The 21511-nt window shown below is 58.4% G+C and carries 13 protein-coding genes, 1 CRISPR repeat array and 1 riboswitch (1 of these 15 running past the window's edge); of the genes, 2 read left to right on the plus strand and 11 right to left on the minus strand.

The genetic code is table 11. From position 1 onward, the window contains the following. Positions 1-340: a CRISPR direct-repeat array (repeat unit 35 nt; unit sequence GTTTCCGTCCCCTTGCGGGGTAAGAGGAATTGAAC) (it extends 196 nt beyond the left edge of the window). 328 nt (positions 341-668) lie between these two features. From cobJ to E1H13_RS15650, 4 genes are read right to left on the minus strand one after another with little or no spacing between them, the layout of a single operon-like run. Continuing rightward, a complete protein-coding gene (gene cobJ, locus E1H13_RS15635) occupies positions 669-2570 on the minus strand; it encodes a precorrin-3B C(17)-methyltransferase (protein ID WP_169614347.1) in 1902 nt (633 codons plus the stop codon). Beyond that, the gene (locus tag E1H13_RS15640; protein WP_240966661.1) at positions 2554-3333 is read right to left on the minus strand and encodes a precorrin-2 C(20)-methyltransferase; all 780 of its coding nucleotides are present in this window, start codon (positions 3331-3333) and stop codon (positions 2554-2556) included. Before E1H13_RS15640 ends, cobJ begins: the two co-directional genes overlap by 17 nt. Further along, positions 3320-4612 carry a precorrin-6y C5,15-methyltransferase (decarboxylating) subunit CbiE gene (gene cbiE / locus E1H13_RS15645; RefSeq protein ID WP_169614348.1) on the minus strand — a complete coding sequence of 431 codons (1293 nt, stop codon included), beginning with the start codon at positions 4610-4612 and terminating at the stop codon, positions 3320-3322. The genes E1H13_RS15640 and cbiE overlap by 14 nt, the downstream gene beginning before the upstream one ends. 47 nt (positions 4613-4659) lie before the next feature. Further along, positions 4660-5616 carry a sirohydrochlorin chelatase gene (locus E1H13_RS15650; protein WP_169614349.1) on the minus strand — a complete coding sequence of 319 codons (957 nt, stop codon included), beginning with the start codon at positions 5614-5616 and terminating at the stop codon, positions 4660-4662. Between the two features lie 213 nt (positions 5617-5829). Here E1H13_RS15650 and E1H13_RS15655 point away from each other — a divergent pair, with 213 nt between their 5' ends. Together E1H13_RS15655 and cobW are read left to right on the plus strand one after the other, a co-directional pair. Continuing rightward, positions 5830-7308, plus strand: a complete 1479-nt coding sequence (locus E1H13_RS15655; RefSeq protein ID WP_169614350.1) for a cobyrinate a,c-diamide synthase — start codon at positions 5830-5832, stop codon at positions 7306-7308. Positions 7309-7371: 63 nt separating this feature from the next. Continuing rightward, a riboswitch (cobalamin riboswitch) is annotated at positions 7372-7577 on the plus strand. A gap of 307 nt (positions 7578-7884) precedes the next feature. Then, entirely contained in the window at positions 7885-8952 is a 1068-nt protein-coding gene (gene cobW / locus E1H13_RS15660; RefSeq protein WP_169614351.1) for a cobalamin biosynthesis protein CobW, read from the plus strand. A 43-nt stretch (positions 8953-8995) separates the two neighbouring features. On the opposite strand, the gene E1H13_RS15665 is transcribed toward cobW, so the two are convergent. The 7 genes from E1H13_RS15665 to E1H13_RS15695 form a co-directional block, all read right to left on the minus strand. Beyond that, a complete protein-coding gene (locus tag E1H13_RS15665; RefSeq protein WP_169614352.1) occupies positions 8996-12211 on the minus strand; it encodes a hybrid sensor histidine kinase/response regulator in 3216 nt (1071 codons plus the stop codon). 149 nt (positions 12212-12360) lie between these two features. Then, positions 12361-15315, minus strand: a complete 2955-nt coding sequence (locus E1H13_RS15670; protein WP_169614353.1) for a methyl-accepting chemotaxis protein — start codon at positions 15313-15315, stop codon at positions 12361-12363. Between the two features lie 33 nt (positions 15316-15348). Next, complete coding sequence (locus tag E1H13_RS15675) at positions 15349-15894, minus strand: chemotaxis protein CheW (RefSeq protein ID WP_169614354.1); 546 nt, start codon at positions 15892-15894, stop codon at positions 15349-15351. Positions 15895-15960: 66 nt separating this feature from the next. Next, positions 15961-16332 (minus strand): response regulator, encoded by a 372-nt coding sequence (locus tag E1H13_RS15680; protein ID WP_169614355.1) that lies wholly within the window; start codon positions 16330-16332, stop codon positions 15961-15963. A 92-nt stretch (positions 16333-16424) separates the two neighbouring features. Continuing rightward, a complete protein-coding gene (locus tag E1H13_RS15685) occupies positions 16425-17624 on the minus strand; it encodes a response regulator (protein WP_169614356.1) in 1200 nt (399 codons plus the stop codon). Between the two features lie 291 nt (positions 17625-17915). Next, positions 17916-18419, minus strand: coding sequence for a chemotaxis protein CheW (locus E1H13_RS15690; RefSeq protein WP_169614357.1), 504 nt, complete (start codon positions 18417-18419; stop codon positions 17916-17918). Positions 18420-18429: 10 nt separating this feature from the next. Next, positions 18430-21492 (minus strand): response regulator, encoded by a 3063-nt coding sequence (locus tag E1H13_RS15695; RefSeq protein ID WP_169614358.1) that lies wholly within the window; start codon positions 21490-21492, stop codon positions 18430-18432. Between the last annotated feature and the right edge of the window lie 19 nt (positions 21493-21511).

Genomic DNA, 21511 nt, shown 5'->3' on the forward strand with positions numbered 1-21511 from the left:
TTTTTCCACAACCTACCGATGTAGGTTTCCGTCCCCTTGCGGGGTAAGAGGAATTGAACTCTTAGCCTGGCAACCTAAACTTGGGGTGCTAATGTTTCCGTCCCCTTGCGGGGTAAGAGGAATTGAACCTCTCGGTCTCGGGGCAAGCTCTCAAGCTGGTGGTGTTTCCGTCCCCTTGCGGGGTAAGAGGAATTGAACTGATGATTATGGAAATGGGGCCAACTAGTGTTTCATGTTTCCGTCCCCTTGCGGGGTAAGAGGAATTGAACGCTCAGGATCTGGGGTATATAAATGCGAATACTGCAGTTTCCGTCCCCTTGCGGGGTAAGAGGAATTGAACCCCCGCCCTCTAGAACCTTTACGGAACAAGGACTCTAGATAGCTATTTCCGTGGGGGTCTACCGGAGGTCGAAATTATTGCGAATTACTGTCAATAAAGCCCTGTGGAAAACAGCTAAAAACCTCGCGGGGCAAGCGATTCGCGGGGGTCAACGAAATAATGCGGTTTTCCAGGTTCGGCAGACCCTAGCGAAAGCCGGAGCTGTTGTTGTGATTTTAGCTGGCAAATCGGCAATTGTCCAGCGGCAAGGAAACCTCTCCACACAAAGGTTTGGGCTGGGCGGGCGGCGGTGGATGACTGCGGCTTCTATACCAACTCCAGGGATTGGCTATGGCTGAGGTAGCCCGTTGATCGAGTACCCTCGGGGGGTAATCATCCGTCCCTGGTGCAAAAACGTACTGGCATTGCCGATTAAAACCACGGTCAGCATGTCGATGGTGGTCACATCGATGGTCTCCAGGGTGACGCATTGTACCGATTCTCCTGGTCGGTAGAGGGAACGGGCGATCGCCACCGGGGTTTGGGGGGACCGCCAGCGACGCATGATCTCTAAGGCAATATCAATTCCCTGGGTGCGGGTGCGCGATCGCGGGTTATACAAGGCCACCACGAAATCTGCTTGAGCCGCTGCCGTCAACCGCTGCTCAATCACCGACCAAGGGGTGAGCAAATCGGACAGCGAGATGGTACAAAAGTCATGCATCAACGGTGCCCCCACCCGTGCCGCCACCGCCTGCAGGGCTGTAATGCCCGGCATCACCTCAACCCCAGGAGTTGCCCCATCCCAGCCCCCCTGGGCCAGACATTCCAGCACTAGCCCGGCCATGCCATAGATGCCACAGTCCCCGGAAGACACCATGCCGACGGTTAAGCCCTGCTGGGCCAGGGTAACGGCCCGCTCGGCCCGTTGCACCTCCTGGGTGATGGGACTGGTTTCAATCAGCTGATTCGGATGAAAGAGGGGCCGCAAGAGGTCTAAATACAAGCCGTAGCCGATGACAACATCGCAGTCCAGTACGGCAGCCCGGGCTGCGGCCGTGAGCTGGGTCAAAGCGCCCGGGCCGGAACCAATTAGGTAGAGGTGCCCCGGTCGGGGGGTGTATTCCTGAACGGCCCGAGCTACGGCGATCGTGCAGGCCCCCTGTTGCCCCTTAAACACCTGTTTGGTCACCACCAGTTCCTGGCTTTGGGCCGCCAGCAAGGCCGCCGCCTCGGCCACAGACGGGGTACCCACGGCTGCTGCCACCACCAGCGATGGGTTGGGCACCGCCGGTTGAGCCAGCTGGGCCGCACTAAAAAACCGCAGCGGCCACTGGAACTGGGTGGCCAGGGTTTGAAACGCGGCTTCATCCTGTTTCAGGTCAATGGAGGCTATCCCTGCCACCGCCGCCCAGGCCAAACCCTGATCCTGTAAGACCTGGCGCAGGCTGGCCTCAATCAACGCCGCTGCCGTGCCCCGCTCACAGCCCAAACCCAGCCACAGGGTGCGGGGGTGCCAGCAGACCTGGGGGGGCTGGCCCTCCGGATCGTCCTGGCTACCCCCGGGGGCAACCCGATCGGAGATCCACATCTGGGGCCGAGGCGTTCCCTGGGTCAACCCCCCTGGGTCAAAGCAAAAGGGATGATCCGCCGGTAACATTTGCCGCCACAGGGCGGTACCGCAGGTTTGATGCACCGCGATCGGCTGCCGTCGCGCCAGGGCTGCCGCCACCGCCGTCCAATCCCCCTGGCCCCGCTGCCAGCCGTAGGGGAGACCCAGGAGATCCAGGGCGGGGAGCTGCTGCCCCTCTGACGCCGATGTAATCACTGGCTCAGCTCCCAAGAGGGCGGCACATCGCCGGGTGAGGGCATCGGCTCCCCTTTGATGGCCGCCGCTGACGCTGACCACAAATCGTCCGGTTTCGTCAATGGCCACGACGCCCGGATCGTGCCCCTTGTGATGCAGCAGCGGCGCAATCAACCGCACCACCGCCCCCACCGGCAGAATAAAGACCAGTTGGGTGGCGTCGGCCCAGCATTCAGCCACCACCACCGCCAGGGAACCGCAGTAGGCTTTCACGGCGCGATCGCCGGGGGGGGCAACCAGGGGCAGCGTACTCTCCCGCGTCCAGCACACCTGAAATTGCAGGTCCTCCCAGAGCTGTAGCCCCAGGTGATAACCCGCTGGCGTGGGGGCAATTAACACAACCTGCGAATCAACGGGTCGGGAAGGCCTAGAAGCGATAGTCATGGCGACGCACAATCAGGATGGAAAAATAGGGAGGGGTGTGGTTTTCCAGGGGGACCAGGCTGGGATAGAGCTTCTCCTGGGCCGATCCCACCCATTCCACTAGGCTCGACTGCTCCAGCAACTCCGCTGCCGCCAGTTGTTGCCAGACCTGGGCAAAGACCGAGGCCACTTTCATCACTACCACCACCTCCGCCCAGGCCAGGGCCTGGGTTAGTTCAGCCACATCGTACAGAGCCGGTAGAACGGCAATTTTCTCAGCGGCCAGGGCCAGGGGCATGTTGAGGGCAGCTACGGCGGCCAGGGGAGAGCAGACCCCCGGCACTGGGGTGATATCCACCGAGGGAGCCAGGCGATGGACGGCCTGGGCCACATAGCTAAAGGTGCTGTAGAAACTGGCATCGCCCTCGGTGATAAAGGCGACATCCTGGCCCTGCTCTAGATAGGTCACCAGGGTTTGGCCGGCGGCGGTCTGGGCCTGGTGGAGTTGGGCTGGGTCACGGACAAACGGTAGGTGCAGGGGAACGACAACTTGCTCCGATCGCAAATAGGGACGAACGATACCATAGGCCATACCGGCTTCCCCCTGACGGTTTTGAGGACAGGCCACCACCTCTACCGTCTGCAAAACCTTCAATCCCTTCAGGGTCAGCCACTCCCCATCGCCCGGACCCACGCCGATGCCCCAAAGTCGACCCCATGGGGAGGATAGCTCTGCCCGGTCAAGGCTACCCGGCATCCCTGCACCGGCGTTATTGGGCACCATGGATGTCCCCCTGAAGGTCGGTATCAATGGGGGATCGGGAAGCTTGCAATAGCATGACGGGATTTAAAGGGACAAATCGGGTGGTTTGAGTGGTTGCCAGGGTGGCAGACCGGGACAAATTGACCTGTAATAGATTGACGCCCCAGCCCTGGGCCTGCAACTGTTGCTTGGCCAGCATACAGGTTTCTAGGGTGGCAAAGTGGGCCACTAAGGTGCCCCCCGGTCGCAGCCGGTGACAGCAGGTGGCCAGAATGGCCGGGATAGCTTGGCCGCCCCCGCCCAGAATGATGCGATCGGGGTCAGGTAAGGAGTCCAGGGCGTCTGGTGCCTTGCCCGCAATGGGATAAACCCTGGAACTGCTAAACCGATGACAGTTTTTCTGAATCAACGTCACCCCCGCCCCCGTCTTTTCGACGGCATAGATGTGGGCATCGGGCACTAAACGACTCAGTTCGATGGCCATGGCCCCGGTGCCAGCCCCCACATCCCAGACCGTGATCCCTGGCATCAGGCGCAGTAGGCAGAAGGACAAGGCCCGCACTTCCTGTTTGGTAATTAACCCCGGCTGATCGGGGAAGGTGTGAAAGTCGGCCTCGGCAATGCCGAATAGGGGCTGGGGGAAAACCGGGGCCGATGGCTCTGCCTCCAGAATGACCACATTGGGAGCCGGAAACGCCAAGTCCACGGCTTGTGCCACGGAGACCGCCTGGATCTGCTCCTGGTCAGATCCCAGCTGACTGCAAACCCACAGGCGGTACTGCACGGGGGGACGCAGATCCTGAATCAGCCGCGCCACCTCCCCCGGGGTATGGACTAAGTCTGTCAGCACCGCCAGGGGCGATCGCCCCTGCTTTAAGGCTTGCTCTAGCTGGTCAGGGTGGCGACCATGCACACTGACGACGGTGGCCGACTGCCAGGGAATACCCAGACGATTAAAGGCCAGCTGCACCGAACTCACCTGGGGATAAAACCGCAGGCCCTGGCGATCGAAGCGTTCGGTTAGCAGGCGTCCCAGGCCAAAAAACAGCGGATCACCACTGGTCAGCACGACCATAGACTGAGTGTTGAGGATGTCTGCCACCTGGTCAAGCCATGCCGCAATGTTGCTGCCCAGGGTTAGCTTGCGGGCCGGATGGGTCGCCACCGCCTGTAGGTGAGTGGCGCTACCCCCAATCACGTCAGCCTGGTCGAGACAGGCCTGAGCCTGAGCACTAATCCCAGACAGGCCATCCAGGCCCAGGCCGATCACATGGAGTAAGTGGGGAGGGTGGGATTGCATTAAGCTGCATCGCAACGGGTCGTGAGTTAACGGGGGCTGCCCGGCCCCTAGGGAACTTGCCAGGCGCGCTGGTGGTAGTCTTCGCTTTTAGGATAGAGGTCGGGAATGCCATGGTAGAGCGCTTGCCCTTCGGGGTGGTCGTGGTCATGGCCGTGGTGATCATGGCTGTGATCATGGTGGTGGTGACCGTGGCCCTGGGCGGCGATCGCCTGACGAAACTTACAGGTGTAGCAGGTCATGGCCAACTGGTCTGACTGCGCTTCCCGTTCGCGATCGCGAATCAGCTCAAACAAAATCGGATCTGCCCCGATCACCGGTAGCGTCTGGACCTCCACCTGGGGATGGTCCGCCTGTTGCTGCTGAACCACCGTCTGAATTCGCTTAGCCAGGACCCCATCAAACAGCAAATGGGGAATCACAATAATGCGATCGGGTTGCCAGGCCCTGGCCCGCTCGAATCCCCGCTCCAGACGCGGATGGGTAATGCCCGTGAAGCATACGTCTAAATCTTGATAGCCGCTGCCTTCCCACACCATACGGGCGAGTTTGTAGACATCCCCATTGGCATCTGGGTCAGAAGCTCCCCGGCCCACAAACAGCAGCACGGTTTTGTCTCGCGGCACTGGACTCTGGTGATCGGCCTGGGTCAGCCGTTGGTTCCAGAGATCTAGCCATCGCAGGGAAACCCCGAAATGACGGCCATAGTGCAGGGTCAAATGGGGATGGCGCTGCACGGCTCGATCCAGCTCGTTGGTCACATCAAACTTGCTATGGCGGGCGGCAAACAGCAGCACCGGCAATACCGTCAGGTCCTGATAGCCCATCTCCACACAGCGATCGATCCCGGCCTGTACCAGGGGGTCCGTGAGTTCCAGAAAACAGGGCACCACAGGACGGCTGGCATCATAGCGTTGAAACTCGTGGGCAAAATCGAGAAAGGCCTGACGCCCACTAGCATCACGGGTGCCGTGGCCCAACAGCAGGAGAGGAGGAGATTGGCTCATGGAAGCATCCTTGCCCCTGGGTGTTACAGAGGGTATGGAGGACATTGGCTACGTTAGCATTTATAGCAGCTGAGGAAAAATTAGAGCTCCCAGCCTGCAGACAATGACCCATGGATTTGCCCATGGATTTGCCCATGGATTTGTTTGTGCTCATTCCGTGGGGTACTATCGGCGGCAGTCCACTCCCTCGCTGCTTGGAATCATCTGTACAGTATGCCAATTCCCACTTTGGTCATTGGAGGTACCCATAGCGGTGTGGGCAAAACCTCTGTCGCCATCGGCCTGATGCGGGCCTTTTCTAACCAGGGAATGCAGGTGCAGCCCTTTAAGGTGGGTCCAGACTTCATCGACCCGGGCCACCATCAACGGGCCACTGGCCGGATATCGCACAACCTGGATGGCTGGATGCTGAGCCCCACCCAAAATCGGGAGCTGTTTGAACGGGCCTGTCACGGGGCGGATCTGGCGATCGTCGAAGGGGTGATGGGCCTGTTTGACGGTTACGGCGCTGATTCGGAGGCGGGCAGTACCGCCGAGATGGCCAAGGGGCTGGGGGCACCCGTTATTCTGGTGATCAACGCCCGTTCTCTGGGGCGCAGCGCTGCCGCCCTGATTGCCGGATATGCTGGGTTTGATCCCGCCCTGAACGTAGCCGGGGTGATCTGCAACCAGATTGGCAGTGCCTCCCATTTCGACCGGATTCAAACGGCGGTGGCCGCCACCGGACCGATGCCTATCCTGGGAGGGCTGCCTCGTGCCGAACAGGTCAGCATTCCCGAGCGCCATTTAGGCCTGTGGCGGGCCAGCGAAGACAATTTGGCCAGGACGGACTACATCGAGTCCCTGGCCCAGTTAATGGCCACTCACCTTGATCTCGATGCCCTGATAGCCATTGCTCAATCCGCCCAGTCGGTCCAGGTTGCCGCCGGGACAGCACCGCTAACCTCCATGCCGCCGACTGGCTACCAACAATCAGTGGTACCGCTGCCCCCATCCCCCGTGCGGATTGGGTTGGCCCAGGATCAGGCCTTTTGCTTCTACTACGCCGTTAATCTGGCCTTGCTAGAACAAGCGGGGGCCGAACTGGTCCCCTTTTCTCCCCTAAAAGATGCCCTGCCAGAACACCTGGATGGGCTCTACCTGGGGGGCGGTTATCCCGAACTCTATGCTGAGCAATTGGCTGGGAATCAGGACATGTGCCAGGCGATCGCGGCGTTTTGCCGGTCGGGGCGTCCGGTCTATGCGGAATGTGGGGGCTTGATGTATCTTTCCCAGGGCTTGCTGGACGCGGAGCAGACCACCCATGCCTTTGTGGGTATCCTCCCCTTTTGGACCCAGATGGGGAAGCGGGTCAAGCTGGGCTATCGCCAGGTGGACGTGACGGGGGAACACAGCTATTTTCCTCACCAGGGCACCATTCGCGGCCATTGCTTTCATTATTCAGATATTGTCGACGCCATCGGCCAGCCCTTGGCTCTCGCCCCCGAGGCCAGGGATGCAGCGGATGGCCCCAGCCAGCCCTTCCAGTTCACCTATCGATTGCAGGGGTGGGGCGGCCATCAGAGCTGGGAAGGCTATCAGGTTTACAATGTCCTGGCCAGCTATGTTCACCTGCACTTTGGCGGCAATCCCGCCTTTCCCCAAGGGTTTGTCCAACGCTGTCGACAGCAGTCTAACTCGCTCACCCCATAGAGAATGGCTTAATAGTAATCCAAGAAAATAACTATCCGTCTGGCCCACCTTGCAGGAAGTGATAGGATGTGGAGCATTGTCGGTTCCAGGGGGGACTCAGCTCCTGGAGGTAACGGGGAAAGTGCAGTGAGAATCTGCCGCTGTCCCGCAGCTGTAAGCCGATTTTAGATTTCGGATTGTAGATTTTGGCTGGATATCTCTCCAAAATTCAAAATCGCAAATCTAAAATTTTGCAAGTCAGAACGCCCGCCGATAACTGTCCATGTTCTTCAACATCTGCGAGGTACGGATGATGACTGTGTTACCTTCCCCCTGGTTCAAGGCGTGTTATTTCAGGAGCGTCCCATCAAAGCTCCGGTGACGCTAAAGACGGCAGTGATGACCTGATTGCCGTCTAAAGGTTTTTCGAGACCACGCTGCACTGCGACAGCGCGGGGCTCATTTCTTCAATCCAACCAAGTTTTCACGATTGCCCAGGCCCTTACCAGTAAAGAGCCTCCACGATTCATCGGGCGACAGCATTTACGCTGCCCCTGCTTGCTGCTATTTCTTCGACTCAATCTTAGGACCTACATCATGCACAAGATTCCTGTCACCGTTGTCACCGGCTTTTTGGGCTCTGGCAAAACTACGCTGGTGCGCCACCTGCTGCAAAATAACCAGGGGCGACGCATTGCCGTACTGGTGAACGAATTTGGCGAAGTAGGCATCGATGGCGACATCCTCAAAGCTTGCCAGGTCTGCGACGACGATGACCCCACCGGTGGTGCCACCCCTAACATCCTAGAACTGGCCAACGGCTGCCTCTGCTGCACGGTGCAGGAAGAATTCTTGCCCACCATGAAAGAACTACTGAAGCGGCGGGACCAAATTGACTGCATTGTGATTGAAACCTCGGGTCTGGCCCTGCCAAAGCCCCTGGTGCAGGCCTTCCGCTGGCCCGAAATCCGCACGGGCGCCACGGTAGACGGGGTGTTAACGGTGGTGGATGGCGATGCCCTGGCCCGGGGACAGGTGGTGGGCGATCTAGAGGCCCTGGAGGCCCAGCGTCAGGCGGATGATAGTCTGGACCATGAAACCCCCATCGAAGAGCTGTTTGAGGATCAGCTGGCCTGTGCCGACCTGGTGCTGCTGACCAAGACCGATGTAATCACCGAGGAAAGCTGCGATCGCGTTCAACGGTGGCTACAGCAACAGGCCCCGGCGGGCATCAAAGTGGTGCCCTGTCACCACGGCAATCTAGATCCCAACATCCTCCTGGGCTTTAACGCCGCCGTCGAAGACGATCTCGACCGCCGTCCCAGCCACCACGATCACGAGGAGGACCACGACCACGATGACGACATTAACTCTGTCTGCATCGAGCTAGAGCAATCCTTCGACCCCGAGACCCTTGTACAGCGCCTGCAAGCCCTCGTGCAGGACGAGGACATCTATCGGATTAAAGGCTTCGTAGCCGTGCCCCATAAGGCCATGCGGCTGGTGCTACAGGGGGTGGGGCAACGGTTCGACAAGTTTTACGATCGCCCCTGGCGCTCCGATGAACCCCGCCGCACTCGCCTGGTGTTTATCGGCCATGGCCTGGAGCAGGCCAGCATTCAGCAGCGGGTGGCCGTAGATTCGGCGGAGCCCCTGGTGGTTTAACTCACAAAAGGCAGAAGGCCAGTGAGGTATGTCGCTTTCCTCCCTAACTGGGAGTTGCGGCTTGCAGGTGGGTTGCGATCGCGGCTAAAAACTCCTGTTCCAGGTAGGGCTTGCTGAAGTAATCCGTGGCTCCTAGCTGCATGGCCAGCCAGCGGTGCTTGTCGTTGCTGCGGGAGGTCAGCATCAGGGTGGGAATGTGGGCCAGGGCTGGGTCCTGCCGTCGGGCCGTCAAAAACTCAAAACCATTCATGTTCGGCATCTCGATATCGCAGACCACCAGCCGCACCGCCGGGTTTTGGGCCAGTTGTTCCAAAGCCTCTTGGCCATCGTGGGCTTGCAGCACCCGATAACCGGCCCGCTCTAGGGAAAGGGCTAGGGTGCGACGGGAAGTAACGGCGTCGTCCACCACCAGCAGAGTGGTGGTCTGGTATAGGGTGGGGCGACTGGGGGGAGGAGTGGTGGCCGCCACGGCATCCCCCAGGGTGGCCCCCAGGGAGGTATCCGCCGCTTGACTCAGCAAATAATCTAAAAAGGCATAGCCATCGATCACCGGCACCAGACTACCATCCCCTAAAATGGTGCAACCGTAGGCATAGGAGGGCGGCGTTAGGGCCGTGCCAAAGGGTTTAATCACCGACTCTTGTTCCGTTACCAGGCGATCTACTTGGATGGCAAACACCTGACCATTGCGCTCTAGGATCAACGCCGGGGCTTCCCAGTCAGAGGGGGAAGGCACCGCGGCCAGCACCTGACTGAGGGGCCGTTCGGGCAGCAGACAGCGATAGGCCAACAGATCACTTAGGCGGTACAGGGGGACCGATTGCCCTTGCCAGCGCAGGTGCTCTTGCCCAAGCTGGGTCTCGAGTTGCTCGGCCCGGGGCACCAAAATTTCATTGATGCTGTCGCTGCGGAAGGCGATGGGGGTGGAACCCACAAAGCAAATCAGCAGGTTAACAATGCTCAGGGTCATGGGCAGGGCCAGGGTAAACCGAGTGCCTTGGCCAGGTACCGACTGGACGGTGACGGTACCCTTGAGCTGGCGTAGTTGCGCTTGCACCACGTCGAGGCCTACCCCCCGGCCCGATAGATCACTCACCTGGTCGGCGGTGGAAAACCCCGGTTGAAACAGGTAGTGGGACAGGGCCTTTGGGCTGGCGGCCTCGGCCTCGGTGGGGGAAAGCCACTCCAGGGCGATGAGTCGCTGGCGCACCCGCTGCATGTCGAGGCCCCGACCATCATCGCTCACCTCGATCACCACCTGGCGACCCCGGTAATAGGCTCGAATGGTGATTTGCCCCACCGCTGGTTTACCCTGCTGGGTGCGTTCTTCGGCGGGTTCTAGGCCATGGTCAAAGCCGTTGCGCAACAAGTGTAGCAGGGGGTCGTACAGTTTTTCGAGGACGGCCTTGTCCACCAGCAGGTCGGTGCCTTCTAGGGTGAGATCGGCGGGTTTGCCGTAGGTGTTTGACAGGTCGCGCAATACCCGGGGCAGCCGGTTTAGCACCTGTCCCAGGGGCACCATGCGGGCATACATCAGGTCATCTTGGACCTGGGATAGCATTTTACGGTGCTGCCCTAGCAGCAGATCGGACTGGCGGTTAAACAGGGCAATGTCTGCCGCCGCTTCCTCCAACTGCACCATGTCCTCAATCAGGGTTTGGGTATAGCGGTAGAGGGCCGTGTAGGTATCCATTTCCAGGGAGTCAAACCCCGCCGTGGGCTCGGTGGGGGTAGGCAGGCTACCGATGGCCACCGGTTGGCGCTGGCGCTCTGGGGCAATCAAAATTTGGTCAGAAACGGCTTGCAACTGTTCTACCGTGGTCCGCACCCGCTCAAATCGGCTGGTTAGTTCCTTCAGCCCCAGGCGAATTTGGCTCGCTTGTAGGGCCAGACCATTGCGGTTGATGGTGAGTTCACCCAGCTGGTTATCGAGGCGGGCGAGGCGCTGGGTGTCTACCCGCACCGTTAGGCCCGTGGGCAGGGGAACGGCGGCAGCGGCTAGGGAGATGTCTACGGAGGGGACGGTTTCTGGGGCTGGCTCAGGGATAATCTCTGGGACGCCGTCCTCGCTCTCTGGGACATTTTGGGACTGGGTGGGCCAGTCGGCCCCAGCCTCTAGCCAGTCCTCCTGGGTGGGGCTGAGGCCAGCAAAGAAGGTATCTAGGGAGGGCATGGGGTCTGTCCCTAGGGTGGGGGCGCGATCGCCCTCGGGAATCTGTCCATCGCCGGTGTCCTCCCTGGCCGGGTCAGGGATAGGTTCATCCGCTGTGATCGCCTCCGCTGGGGTGGCCTGGGTCAACCACCGGAGGGCGTCTGCTTCCGAGGGTAAATCCGCTTGCCAACCGGACTCCAACACCTCGGTAATAGAGGGTTGATCCCCGCGATCGCCCCCTTCCTCAGGCAGCTCAACCGGCTCTCCCCAGGTCGCCGTCAGTTCAGTGTCCCCATCGTCCTCAACTTCCACCGTCTCCGCTGCCAGGGCCAGGGCCTGCAACCCTGCCGAGGGGCTCCCCCCGCTGGTCGAGCCCTGGGTTAGCACCGCCTCTCGCCCCTGGCGAAAGTCCTCCAGGGCCAGCCGGGTGATGTCCAGGGCCTGGTTTGGGTTAACCTCCAGGGCTTGCAGGGCGGTTTGGGCAATTTGGGCAAACCCATCTAGATCCAGCAATTCGGCAAAACCCAGAAAAATCTCCGCCTGAGCCCGCAGTTCCCCAGCCACGGAATACTGGCTGGGGGAGGTTAGCACCTGCTCCAGATGAGTTAATCCCTGCTGCACATCAATGTCAAAGATGGAGGTGGCCATGTCCACCCCCAGCTCCGAAGAGCTGGGAATGAAGTTCTCGGTTGCCGCAATGGCATTGGCCAGCTGGGCTTCCAGGGCCTGGAGTACTGGCTCCGCCTGGGCCAGGGCTTGATCACCATCAAAGCGGCCCTCCGTTAGCTGCTGGGTTAAGGGGAAGCGTAAACAGTCAAAGGCCTTGAGCAATTGACTTTCTAAGTCACTGTCAATGATGAGCTGATCACTGTACAGGGCCTTAAACAAGGTTTCTAGGCGGTGGGCTATGACCTTGATGGGGTCAAGGCCAACGCTCGCCGCCCCCCCCTTTAACGAATGGGCCGCCCGCATAATTTGATGAACTTCCGCCGTATCTCGCCGTTGCCCCAGCACCAGGAGGCCGGTCTCAATGGTTTGCAACAGCTCTGGGGCTTCCTCGAGAAAGAACTGATAGGCCTGATCGCGAATGTCTGAGTTAGTTGCCATGGTGATAGGGAAAATAGAGGCGAGGGATGCGTTTGAGGTAAGGGGAGGTGGGGAGTGAGGGAGATGAAGGTTGAATGTTGAGTTTTGAATGGGTGCATTAGCGAGAGAACTCAACATTCAAAACTTAGAACCCAAAGCTCCCTCTTTCTCTAGCTGACCTTGAATCGGCCCACTTCCGCTTGCAGCGCCTGGGCCACCGCCCGCAGCTGGGCGAAGGAATCCGACACCTGGTTGGCCGCCGTTGAGTTCTCGGTGGCGGTGCTGGCAACGTCATTCATGGTGGCGGTAACGATCTCCGAAGCCTGGGACTGGACCACGGTGGCGTTGGAGATAGCCGCGACCAGTTCACTAATTTGACGGCTAACACTAGTAATTTGGTTCAGGCTTTGGCGGGTTTCATCCACCAGTTGGGTACCGGTGACCACCTGCTCGGTACCCGATTCCATCGCCGTGACCACCGCGTTGGTTTCGGCCTGAATGCTAGCCACCAGCTTCTCAATTTCCGTGGTAGCTTCCGCTGACTGGCGGGCCAGCTCTCGCACTTCTTCAGCCACCACCGCAAAGCCTTTGCCCCCTTCCCCGGCCCGGGAGGCCTCAATGGAGGCATTCAGGGCCAGCATGTTAGTTTGGGCGGCAAACCCACTAATCAGGTTCACCACGTTGGAAATTTTCTGGGACGATTCACCCAGACGTTTCACCTTTTTGGCGGTATCGGCCACCGTCTCTCGAATCGCCATGATGCCGTCTACGGTGCGGTTCATGGCGTCATCCCCCTGAACCACGGTGGCTTCGGCCTGGCGCACGGCGGCTTCGGCTTTTTCGGCGTTGGTGGCCACCAGGCGCACCGAGGTGGACATCTCTTGTACCCGGTCTAGGGCCGCCAAAATTTGATTGGCCTGTTGGGTAGCTGACTGGGCCAGGGTCTTGACCGCCGTCTGGTTGTCGCCGGTGGTGTCGGCCACCTGCCGCGAGGCATCCTGCACCTGGAGCACAATCTTCCGCAGGTTAGCGATGGTGGCGTTGTAGGAGTCAGCCACCGTGCCAATTTCGTCCTCGGTTACCTGGGCGCGGACTGTCAGGTCCCCTTGGCTGACGGGGTCAACGTCGAGGAGCAGCTGGAGGGCGTTGCGCTGTAGACCTTCTTTCAGCGATCGCTGTTCTTCCGCCAGGTTTTGGGTTTTTTCAATCAGTTTTACCCGCTCAATTACCAGACCCATTTGCCGACCCAGGCCCGTTAGAAATGAGACCTCGGAGGCTTGCCAGCGATGTTCTTGGTGGCAGTGGTGGGTAATTAATAAGCCATAGAGCTGCCCCTGGCTGGCAAGGGGTACCCCCAAAATTGACTTGACCTGGAGGTCATCGAGCAGTTGCTGGTGTTCTGGGTTAAAGGTGGCGGTGGCCACGCTGTTTTCCAGCAGCACACCATCGTTCATGTATTTGTCCAGGGTGGTCATGGGAATGCAGGGATCGCTCAGCCCTTGGGCAAAGGCGCTGGACAAGCTGTCCCCCACGGCTTCGGCGACGATGGATCCCTCCCAACTGGGGCCAAATTCGTAGACCACCAGGCGATCGGACTCCAAAATGTCGCGGCCCTCGGTGACCAGTCGCTCATAAATGGGAATCAGATCGGCGGAGGTAACCGCTTGAGCGCCGGTGATTTCAGAGGCGAGGGTGGCTTGGCGGGCGGTCAGGGTTTGCTCCCGCAAAAAGCTGCGGACCCGGGCCACCAGGGTATTAAAGGTTTGGGCCAGGGTTTGGGCTTCCAGGGAGCCGATGGGGTCAGCCTGTACATCTAGGTTGCCTTCGGCCATGGCCTGGGCTTTACCGGCCAGCTCGTTCATCGGTAAAGACAGCTGCCGAGACACCACCCCGGTTAGGGCGACCGCTACTCCCCCCAGGGCTAACCCGAGCAAGCCTAAGGTCACCAGGTCATTGCGATCAGCGGCGCGAATTTCCGCCAGGTCCATAGAAGCAATGGCTACCCAGTTGAGGGTCGGGATGGTGGAGAGACCGTAGCGCTTGCCGCCGTAGGTGAAGGTCATGGCCAACACGTCTGACTCGAGTTCTGACTCTTGGCTTAAAATCCGCCTCACCTCTAGATTCCGCACCGGAAACGCCGACCGCAGCTGTTGCTGGACCGCTTCTGGGTTGGGCAGGTCCTCCCCCTGGATGAGATCATTCACCTGGGCGGCCAGGTCCCCCACCACATCACCCCCCACCAGGTCGAGGGACCGGGGGGTGAGGGCAACGGTCTGTCCGGTTTGATCAAAGGCCGTCAGCACGTACCGGGAGTTGGTATCAAGCAGCTGCACCTGCTGGGTGCCGGATAGACCGGCGTTAGCTAGGTACTGGCCTAGCTGGTTAAACTGGGGGGTTGGAATAAAGAACTTGACTACCCCAAAAAATTGTTGGGTTCTGGGGTCACGAATCGCTTGGCTAAAGGTTAGGCCCACCTTAAACGTCGAGGCATCGTAGCCCGGTGGGCTAAACCACGAGTCTTGGCTTCTGGCCTGTTGCCACCAGGCGGTGTTGGTTTGCACAAACTGGCTTGGCAGGCGGCTGTAGCCCACATTGAGACCGTTGGCTTCGGTGACAATAATTTCAGCATAGTTACGGTTTTCAGCTACTTGAGCTAGGTAGTCGTTGAAGGTGGGGTCGGGGGCCAGCTGCTTTGGCCCAATAAACTGGGTTTCTAGGGTTTCAGCGGGCAGCTGGGGTAAACCTTCGGATTCGGCAAGCTGGCGATCGCGCTGCACTTTTTCGAGAACCAACGGGTTTCTGGCAAACCCTTGGGCAAAGGTGACAGTGCTGTCTACGTTATTGCTGATGTTCTCACTGGCCAGTAGGGCCTGCCCTCTCATCTCTGTGGTGTAGTCAATTCGGGTTTTGCGCTGGGTCAAACTGTAACTAACTAAACCCTCAATCAAAAGCGGCCCTAGGGCCAGGGGCAGCACCGTGACCAGCAGCCGCTGGCGCAGACTCCACCCTTCAAAGCGCTGCATGGTTTTGCCTAGTACGGTAGCCGGTACCATCACCCTAGACCGCTGGGAGGGAACGACGTCCGTAGCCGGGGAGGTAGAGGAGGCAGGAGAGGTTTGAACCATAACAAAAAACCTTAGAGCGTCAATGTAGGTCAATTAATCATCGGAGCGGGCCAAGGCCGAGAGCAGGGCCATGGCATCGAGAACTGGCAGGGCTGCCCCTGGCCCTGGCCTACACAAATGCTGGATATAGGGGACTAGGGCTGGGGCGATCGCCTCGGGAGCGTCTACAGGGTGTAGAGCCTCGAGGGGATAGGTCACCATCCCGTCCACCGCCGTTACCACGAGCCCCAGGGGGGAAGGGGTTTCAGCCGCCAGGGTTGTTTGCACCACCACTACACTGTGCTGGGTGGCCAGATTGTTCCGTTCGTACCAGGGGGGTTGCCCCAGGAAATGTCCCAGATCCGCCACCCAGAGCATGTCTCCTCGGCAGTTGTGGATACCGATAACCCAAGGGGGCATTTGAAACATGGGCACCACCTGGCCAATGGGCAGCTTCATGATTTCCACCAGGTTGGTCATAGGCAGTAGCAGGGGTACATCCCCGAGGTAGATCCGTAGAAACTGCTCCTCTGGAATGGCGATGGGGGCTGCCTCTAGGGCAGGGGTGGTGTCCGTTTGCATCTCAATCTCAGGCTCCATGGCTCTACTGCGGCTCTACTGCTGGTGCAGGGGGATGGGTTACCCCCCTGCCCTGGCCCCATTGGCTTAGGGGTTGGCATTGACCAGTTGTTGAACAGTTTTCATCAGTTCCTCTTGGTCAATGGGCTTAGGCAGATAGGCATCGGCCCCCTGCTTCATGCCCCAGAACTTATCCATTTCTGTGCCTTTGGTGGAGCAAATAATCACGGGCACCTGTTTAGTCGACTCGTCGTCTTTTAACTCGCGACAGATTTCAAACCCGCTGCGATCGGGTAGCACCACATCTAAAATAATGACGTCAAAGTGATGTTGCTTAATTTGCTCAAAGGCTTCTCCTGCGGTTTTGGCTGTCAGCACCGTAATACCGCTGCTGCGTAAACACAGGGTTAGTATTTCCTTGTCAGTTAAACTGTCTTCTACAACAAGCACTTTACTCATGAAATACACCTTAAATACATAAATAGGAACAGGGGGAAGAGGCTGTAAAATCAGATGTCTTCCCCTAGAAATGAGTGAGATTTAAATAGGAACTAGGAACTCACCCTCTGACCAAGATGCTTGCGAATTATCGATAGAATCACAATGGGTTCCATCGGCTTGCTGAGGAAATCAGTGGCCCCTAGCAAACGAGCTCGCACCTGATCAACTAGGCCATCATTACCACTTAAAATTACAATTGGAGTATCTTTAAAGCGGGATATTTTTCGTAAGTTTGTGCAAATTTCATAGCCATTGGTGTCTGGCATCACCAAATCTAAAAAAATCATGTCCGGTTTTTGGCTGAGCAGAATAGGGACGGCTTTTGCGCCTTCCATAATCGGGGTAAACTGATAGCCTGCGGATCGCATCACCTGTCCCATGGCTTTGCATACCATGGGGCTATCATCTACACAGGCAATATGGACTGGGCGATCGTCCTTGGTTGTTGACTCTTTGGGTGCTTGGCCATCCAGCAACGATGGATAATCCGCAATGTCGACCAGGGTAATCCAGTCAGCGTTGATGTAGGGCAGCAGGGCTTGCACCAAGGGCAACACCTCTTGGCTAAATTTAGCGGCTAGGTCCCGCAGGCTTCGCTGCCCATCGAGCAATTGCATTAAGGTTTGGTAGGCCTGGGGAGAAACCTCGGCCTGAATCGGTTCTGGGTGCTGGATCACCGGGGCTAAGTTAGGGGAATAGGCGGTTAAACCATGGTTGGTCCAGCCTTGCCAGCGATCGGCGATGGTGCGTCGTAAATCGACGTCACTCAGCCAGGGTCGGGGCGATCGCAGATCAATGGCCGCCCCATGGATGAGCTGGTACTGAGTACCTGGGGCCTGAACCACATCAAACAAAACGTCAGCAATGACGTCTTGGCAGATGGCTTGAAAGTGATCGGCAGAGAGTTTTTGGTGGTGAAACCACTGGAGCAGTAGGCAAAGTTCCCAGCAATTAGGTAATGGATTCCTAGGGCAGTCTAGGACCGCCTGCTGTAGCCCTTGATAGCTCAGATCTAAGCCAGAACCATAGGCCTGAACGTAGCGGTACCATCGCCGCATGGGATGAACACCGCCGGTGGCATAAATAATATGTCCGTCATTAAAAAAGAGTACCCACTGATGCTTTTGGGCATCTCGCCACGTTAGCTGACCCGAAAACTTGAGCCCCCTCAATGGAGTCAGGATTTCAAGCTTTTGGACCCGGTGGCTTGAGGTGGGACTATCGGTATCTCGCACCGCTTTTTCGACCATGTTAATCTCCAATCATGGTTTTCTAGTCCGATCATTTAATTTAATTGTGTTTTAAATAACTCTTAGCTATGGCTGCCTCGCAAAAACCAGTGAAGGGATTTTCCAGGAAGCTATTAAAATATGTTTCTCAGTAACATTTTGTCATAAAAGTTTCCGGATTTAAAATAATTCTTGCCTGGTTTTTTGTATTTTTATTTTTTGCCGTTAAGTGTAAAGATAGGTGTAAATCTTCTAAATATTCCGGGCTGGATTCGCTGGTAAAGTGGGCGAATCCATGCTTCGGCTAACGCCCTAGGGTAAAAGGGCCTCCAAGTTTAATAACAATAAAGGGGCCGGCTCTGCACTCAAATTCACCAGGGTATTTACCCCTCGAATATGGTTGATGGCCAGGTAGGTGGGGGGCACTGGGCTAAAGGCCGATGCCTTGGCCCGGCGTAGGGTGGGAAGGCTGTCTACCAATAGCCCCAGGGCACCGGCCCGAGGACTATCGACCACCACGATGGTTTGATCGGGGTTGGGCGCGACGGCGGCTTCCCCTAGACCTGGACCAGTTCCCGGTAGCAGGGGCGTGTCGTGGTATACCCAGTGGGCAATATCAATCAGGGGAATGGTTTCCTGGTTAAGTTGGGTTAGACCCAGGGCGGTGGTGGGGTTATCGGCGGCGGAAAAAATAACGCGACGGGCCATGGCCAACGGTAGGCAAAAACCTTGATGGCGCAGCTGAAAGACAATCAATCGGAGGGTGGGCTCTGGGGCCGGGGAGCGGCGATGGCGAGCCAGGGCGGACTGGGTCATGGCGGGCTCCTTACGATACCAAGGCGGGATGAATCATGTTTTCTAGGGTTTGTAGCAGAGTTTGTTCGTTGTAGGGTTTGGTGAAATAGGCGGTGGCCCCTAGGCTCAGGGCCATCTGTCGGTGTTTTTGGCTACTGCGGGAGGTGAGCATGGCCACGGGTAATGACCCATGGGCGGTTTCGGCTTTGAGTCGGGCCAAAAAGCCGTACCCATCTAGGCGCGGCATTTCCACATCGCAAATCACCGCTTCCACCTCTAGCCCTGCCGTGAGTTTATCCAGGGCATCTTGACCGTCTTTGGCTTGGGCCACTTGGTAACCGGCTTTTTCTAGGGTTAAGGCCAGCAGCCGTCGTACATTGATCGAGTCGTCAATCAGCAGCACCGTAGGTTTGCGGTGGGGTTGGCGGCCGGTGCCGGGGATGAAATTGCTGGGTAAGTAGGTGGGTACATTGGGGGTCGCTGGGGTAGGGGAGCCACTGGCTTCACAACTGGCCACCCAGTAGAGCAGCTCAGGCACGCTAACCAGGGGGACCACCTGCCCATCCCCCATGATCGTGCAGCTATTAAAGCCCTGGGGCATGGGCAAGTTACCCAGCACCCGGCGCAGGGCCACTTCTTGTTCGCCCCAGGAGCGTTCGATTTGAATGCCGACCCAGCGCTGAGCCGACTGTACTAGCAGCACCGTAGGGATGGAAATGGCGGGGGTGATTTCGGGGGTTTCCAGGGGTACCGGGCAGTTAAAGTGCAACCAGTTAGACAGGCGCATCAATTGCACTAGCTCGCCGTTCCATTCGAAGCTCTCTCGGCCAGCGGTGAGAATAATCGCTTCTTCGGGCAGCTGGAAGATCTCCTCGATCGCCTCGACCGGAAAGGCCATGCGCATGCCTCGGCTTTCGGCAATTAGCACCTGGGTGACCGATAGGGTATAGGGAATGGACAGGGTAAAGATCGTGCCTTCCCCGGGTTGGGTATCCACCTGAATGTCGCCGCGAATCTCTTTGAGTTTGCTGCGCACCACATCCATGCCGATGCCCCGCCCCGATAGATCGGTGACCTCGCTGGCGGTACTAAACCCTGGCTCAAAAATCAACGACAGCAGTTCCTGGGTGCTGGCGGCGGCCAGGAGCCCTTCGTCTAAACCCATGTGGCGGGCGCGATCGCGGATTTTCTCCACGGCAATGCCGCCACCGTCGTCGCGGATGGTAATCAGGGTGCGACCGCTATACTGGCGGGCAGCAATGGTGATGGTGCCCACCGCTGGTTTGCCCTGCTGCTGCCGCGTATCAGCATCCTCGATGCCGTGGTCAAAGCAGTTGCGGATGATGTGCATCAGCGGTTCTTGCAGCGCTTCTAAAATATTGCGGTCCACCAGGGTGCGCTCTCCCTGGAGTTTGAGCTGCACCGGTTTGTTGTACTGCAATGACATCTGGCGCAGGGCTCGGGGAAAGCGATCGAAAATATCTGATAGGGGGCGCATGCGCAGCTTGGTCAGGTTTTTCTGCAGCTGGCGGGAGGTTTTGCGCAGGTTGCGGGTGGTCTGCTCGGTGCCATCCAGGGAAATGTCAATGTCGGCCCCCACCTCTTGCAACTGAATAATGGTTTCAATCACTTCCCGAAACGGTAGGTGCAGATCGCGATAGCGGTCCAGCTCTAGCACATCAAACTGGGCAGTGGGGGTGACATCGGCTAAGGGGTTAGCCAGAGCCGTGAACGGCTGCCGCCATTGACTTTGGTCTTGGGTGGCGACGCGATCGTAGGCAGACCTGAGGTCATTATTGGCCAAATCCAGGGTGCCCATGCGGGTTTGCAGGGTGGACACCAAGCCCCGCAGGCGACTCACCTCTAGCTCCAAGCGGTTGCGCTCGATGGTGAGTTCCCCAAACAGATCGCTGAGCTGGTTAATTTGTTTAACCGGCACCCGCACGGTGCTGTCACTGACGGCCTCTTCATCGTCAGCCGGTGGGGACGATGTTGCCGTAAAGGAGGCCTGGGCTGCAGCACCGTCCTGAGGGGCAGCGGCTTCAGCCCCTGGCCATCCTGGTCCTGAGGGCGATAGGGGAGGAGCCTCAGCGCCAGCCTCGGCCCCATCAGCTCCGTCACTAAGGACCATGTCGCCTAGAAAATCGTCGCTGACAAAGTTGACGTCTTGGTCCCCGTCTACCGTTGCCAGTTCTGCCAGGGGCCACACGGGGGCAGTGACTTCCCCTGTGTCTTCGTCATCCAACGTTGTAGCAAAGTCAAAGTCATGGATGTCAGCTTCGGCGTCTGCCTCGGGGACGGTCTCGGCTCCTGACAGGGTGGTGGGAATTGCCCCCAGATTGCCGGTCAGCACCAGGGCCTGGGTCCGTCGCCACACGGCCAAAGCCGCTTCTGCGATGCTGATCAAAGCCTCGTCGCTGGCGATCGCAATCTGTTGGGACACCGACTGACAGAGGCTGACAAAGGCCTCTAACTGCAGCATCTCCCCTAGACCACCTAGCTCCTGGGCTAAAATCTCCACCTCTTCTCGCACACAGGGGGACTGCTCGGCCAGCACCGCCTCTAGACGGCCCAGGCAGCCCTCTACTTCGCTTTGAAAGAGTAGGGGAATGATATCCTGCCCGTCTTCTGGGGACAGCATGGAGTGGGCGTCTTCGTCCACCGGGTCGCCGAGGCGATCGCGCAATTGCTGGAAAATCGGTTCCGCCTGATGGTGTAGCCAGTCCTCATTCATCGGCGGCTGATGGTGCTGCCCTTGGGAAAGTTGTTGGCGCTGGCCCACCATGGCCTGACCCAGGCAGTCCACTGCTGACAGCAGCAGTTGTTCCAGGGCAGTATCGATGGTGACTTTGCCCCGCTGAACTTTGAGCACCTTGAGGCTGTCTTCCAGACGGTGGGCCAGATCGCTTAACAGTTGAAACCCCATCAGGGCGGCCCCGCCTTTAATCGAGTGGGCGGCCCGCAGGGCGTCATTGATGGTATCTGCTTCAAACGTCTGGGTCAGACCGATCAGGCGGTTACCCAGGGTGTCGAGGTAGTCTTGGGCCTCGTCTAAAAATTGCAGTCTAATCTCGAGTTCCTTGTCTTCGGACATGGTCAGTGTCTCTGGTTGA

The organism is Nodosilinea sp. P-1105 (genome assembly GCF_012911975.1).
GTDB lineage: Bacteria > Cyanobacteriota > Cyanobacteriia > Phormidesmidales > Phormidesmidaceae > Nodosilinea.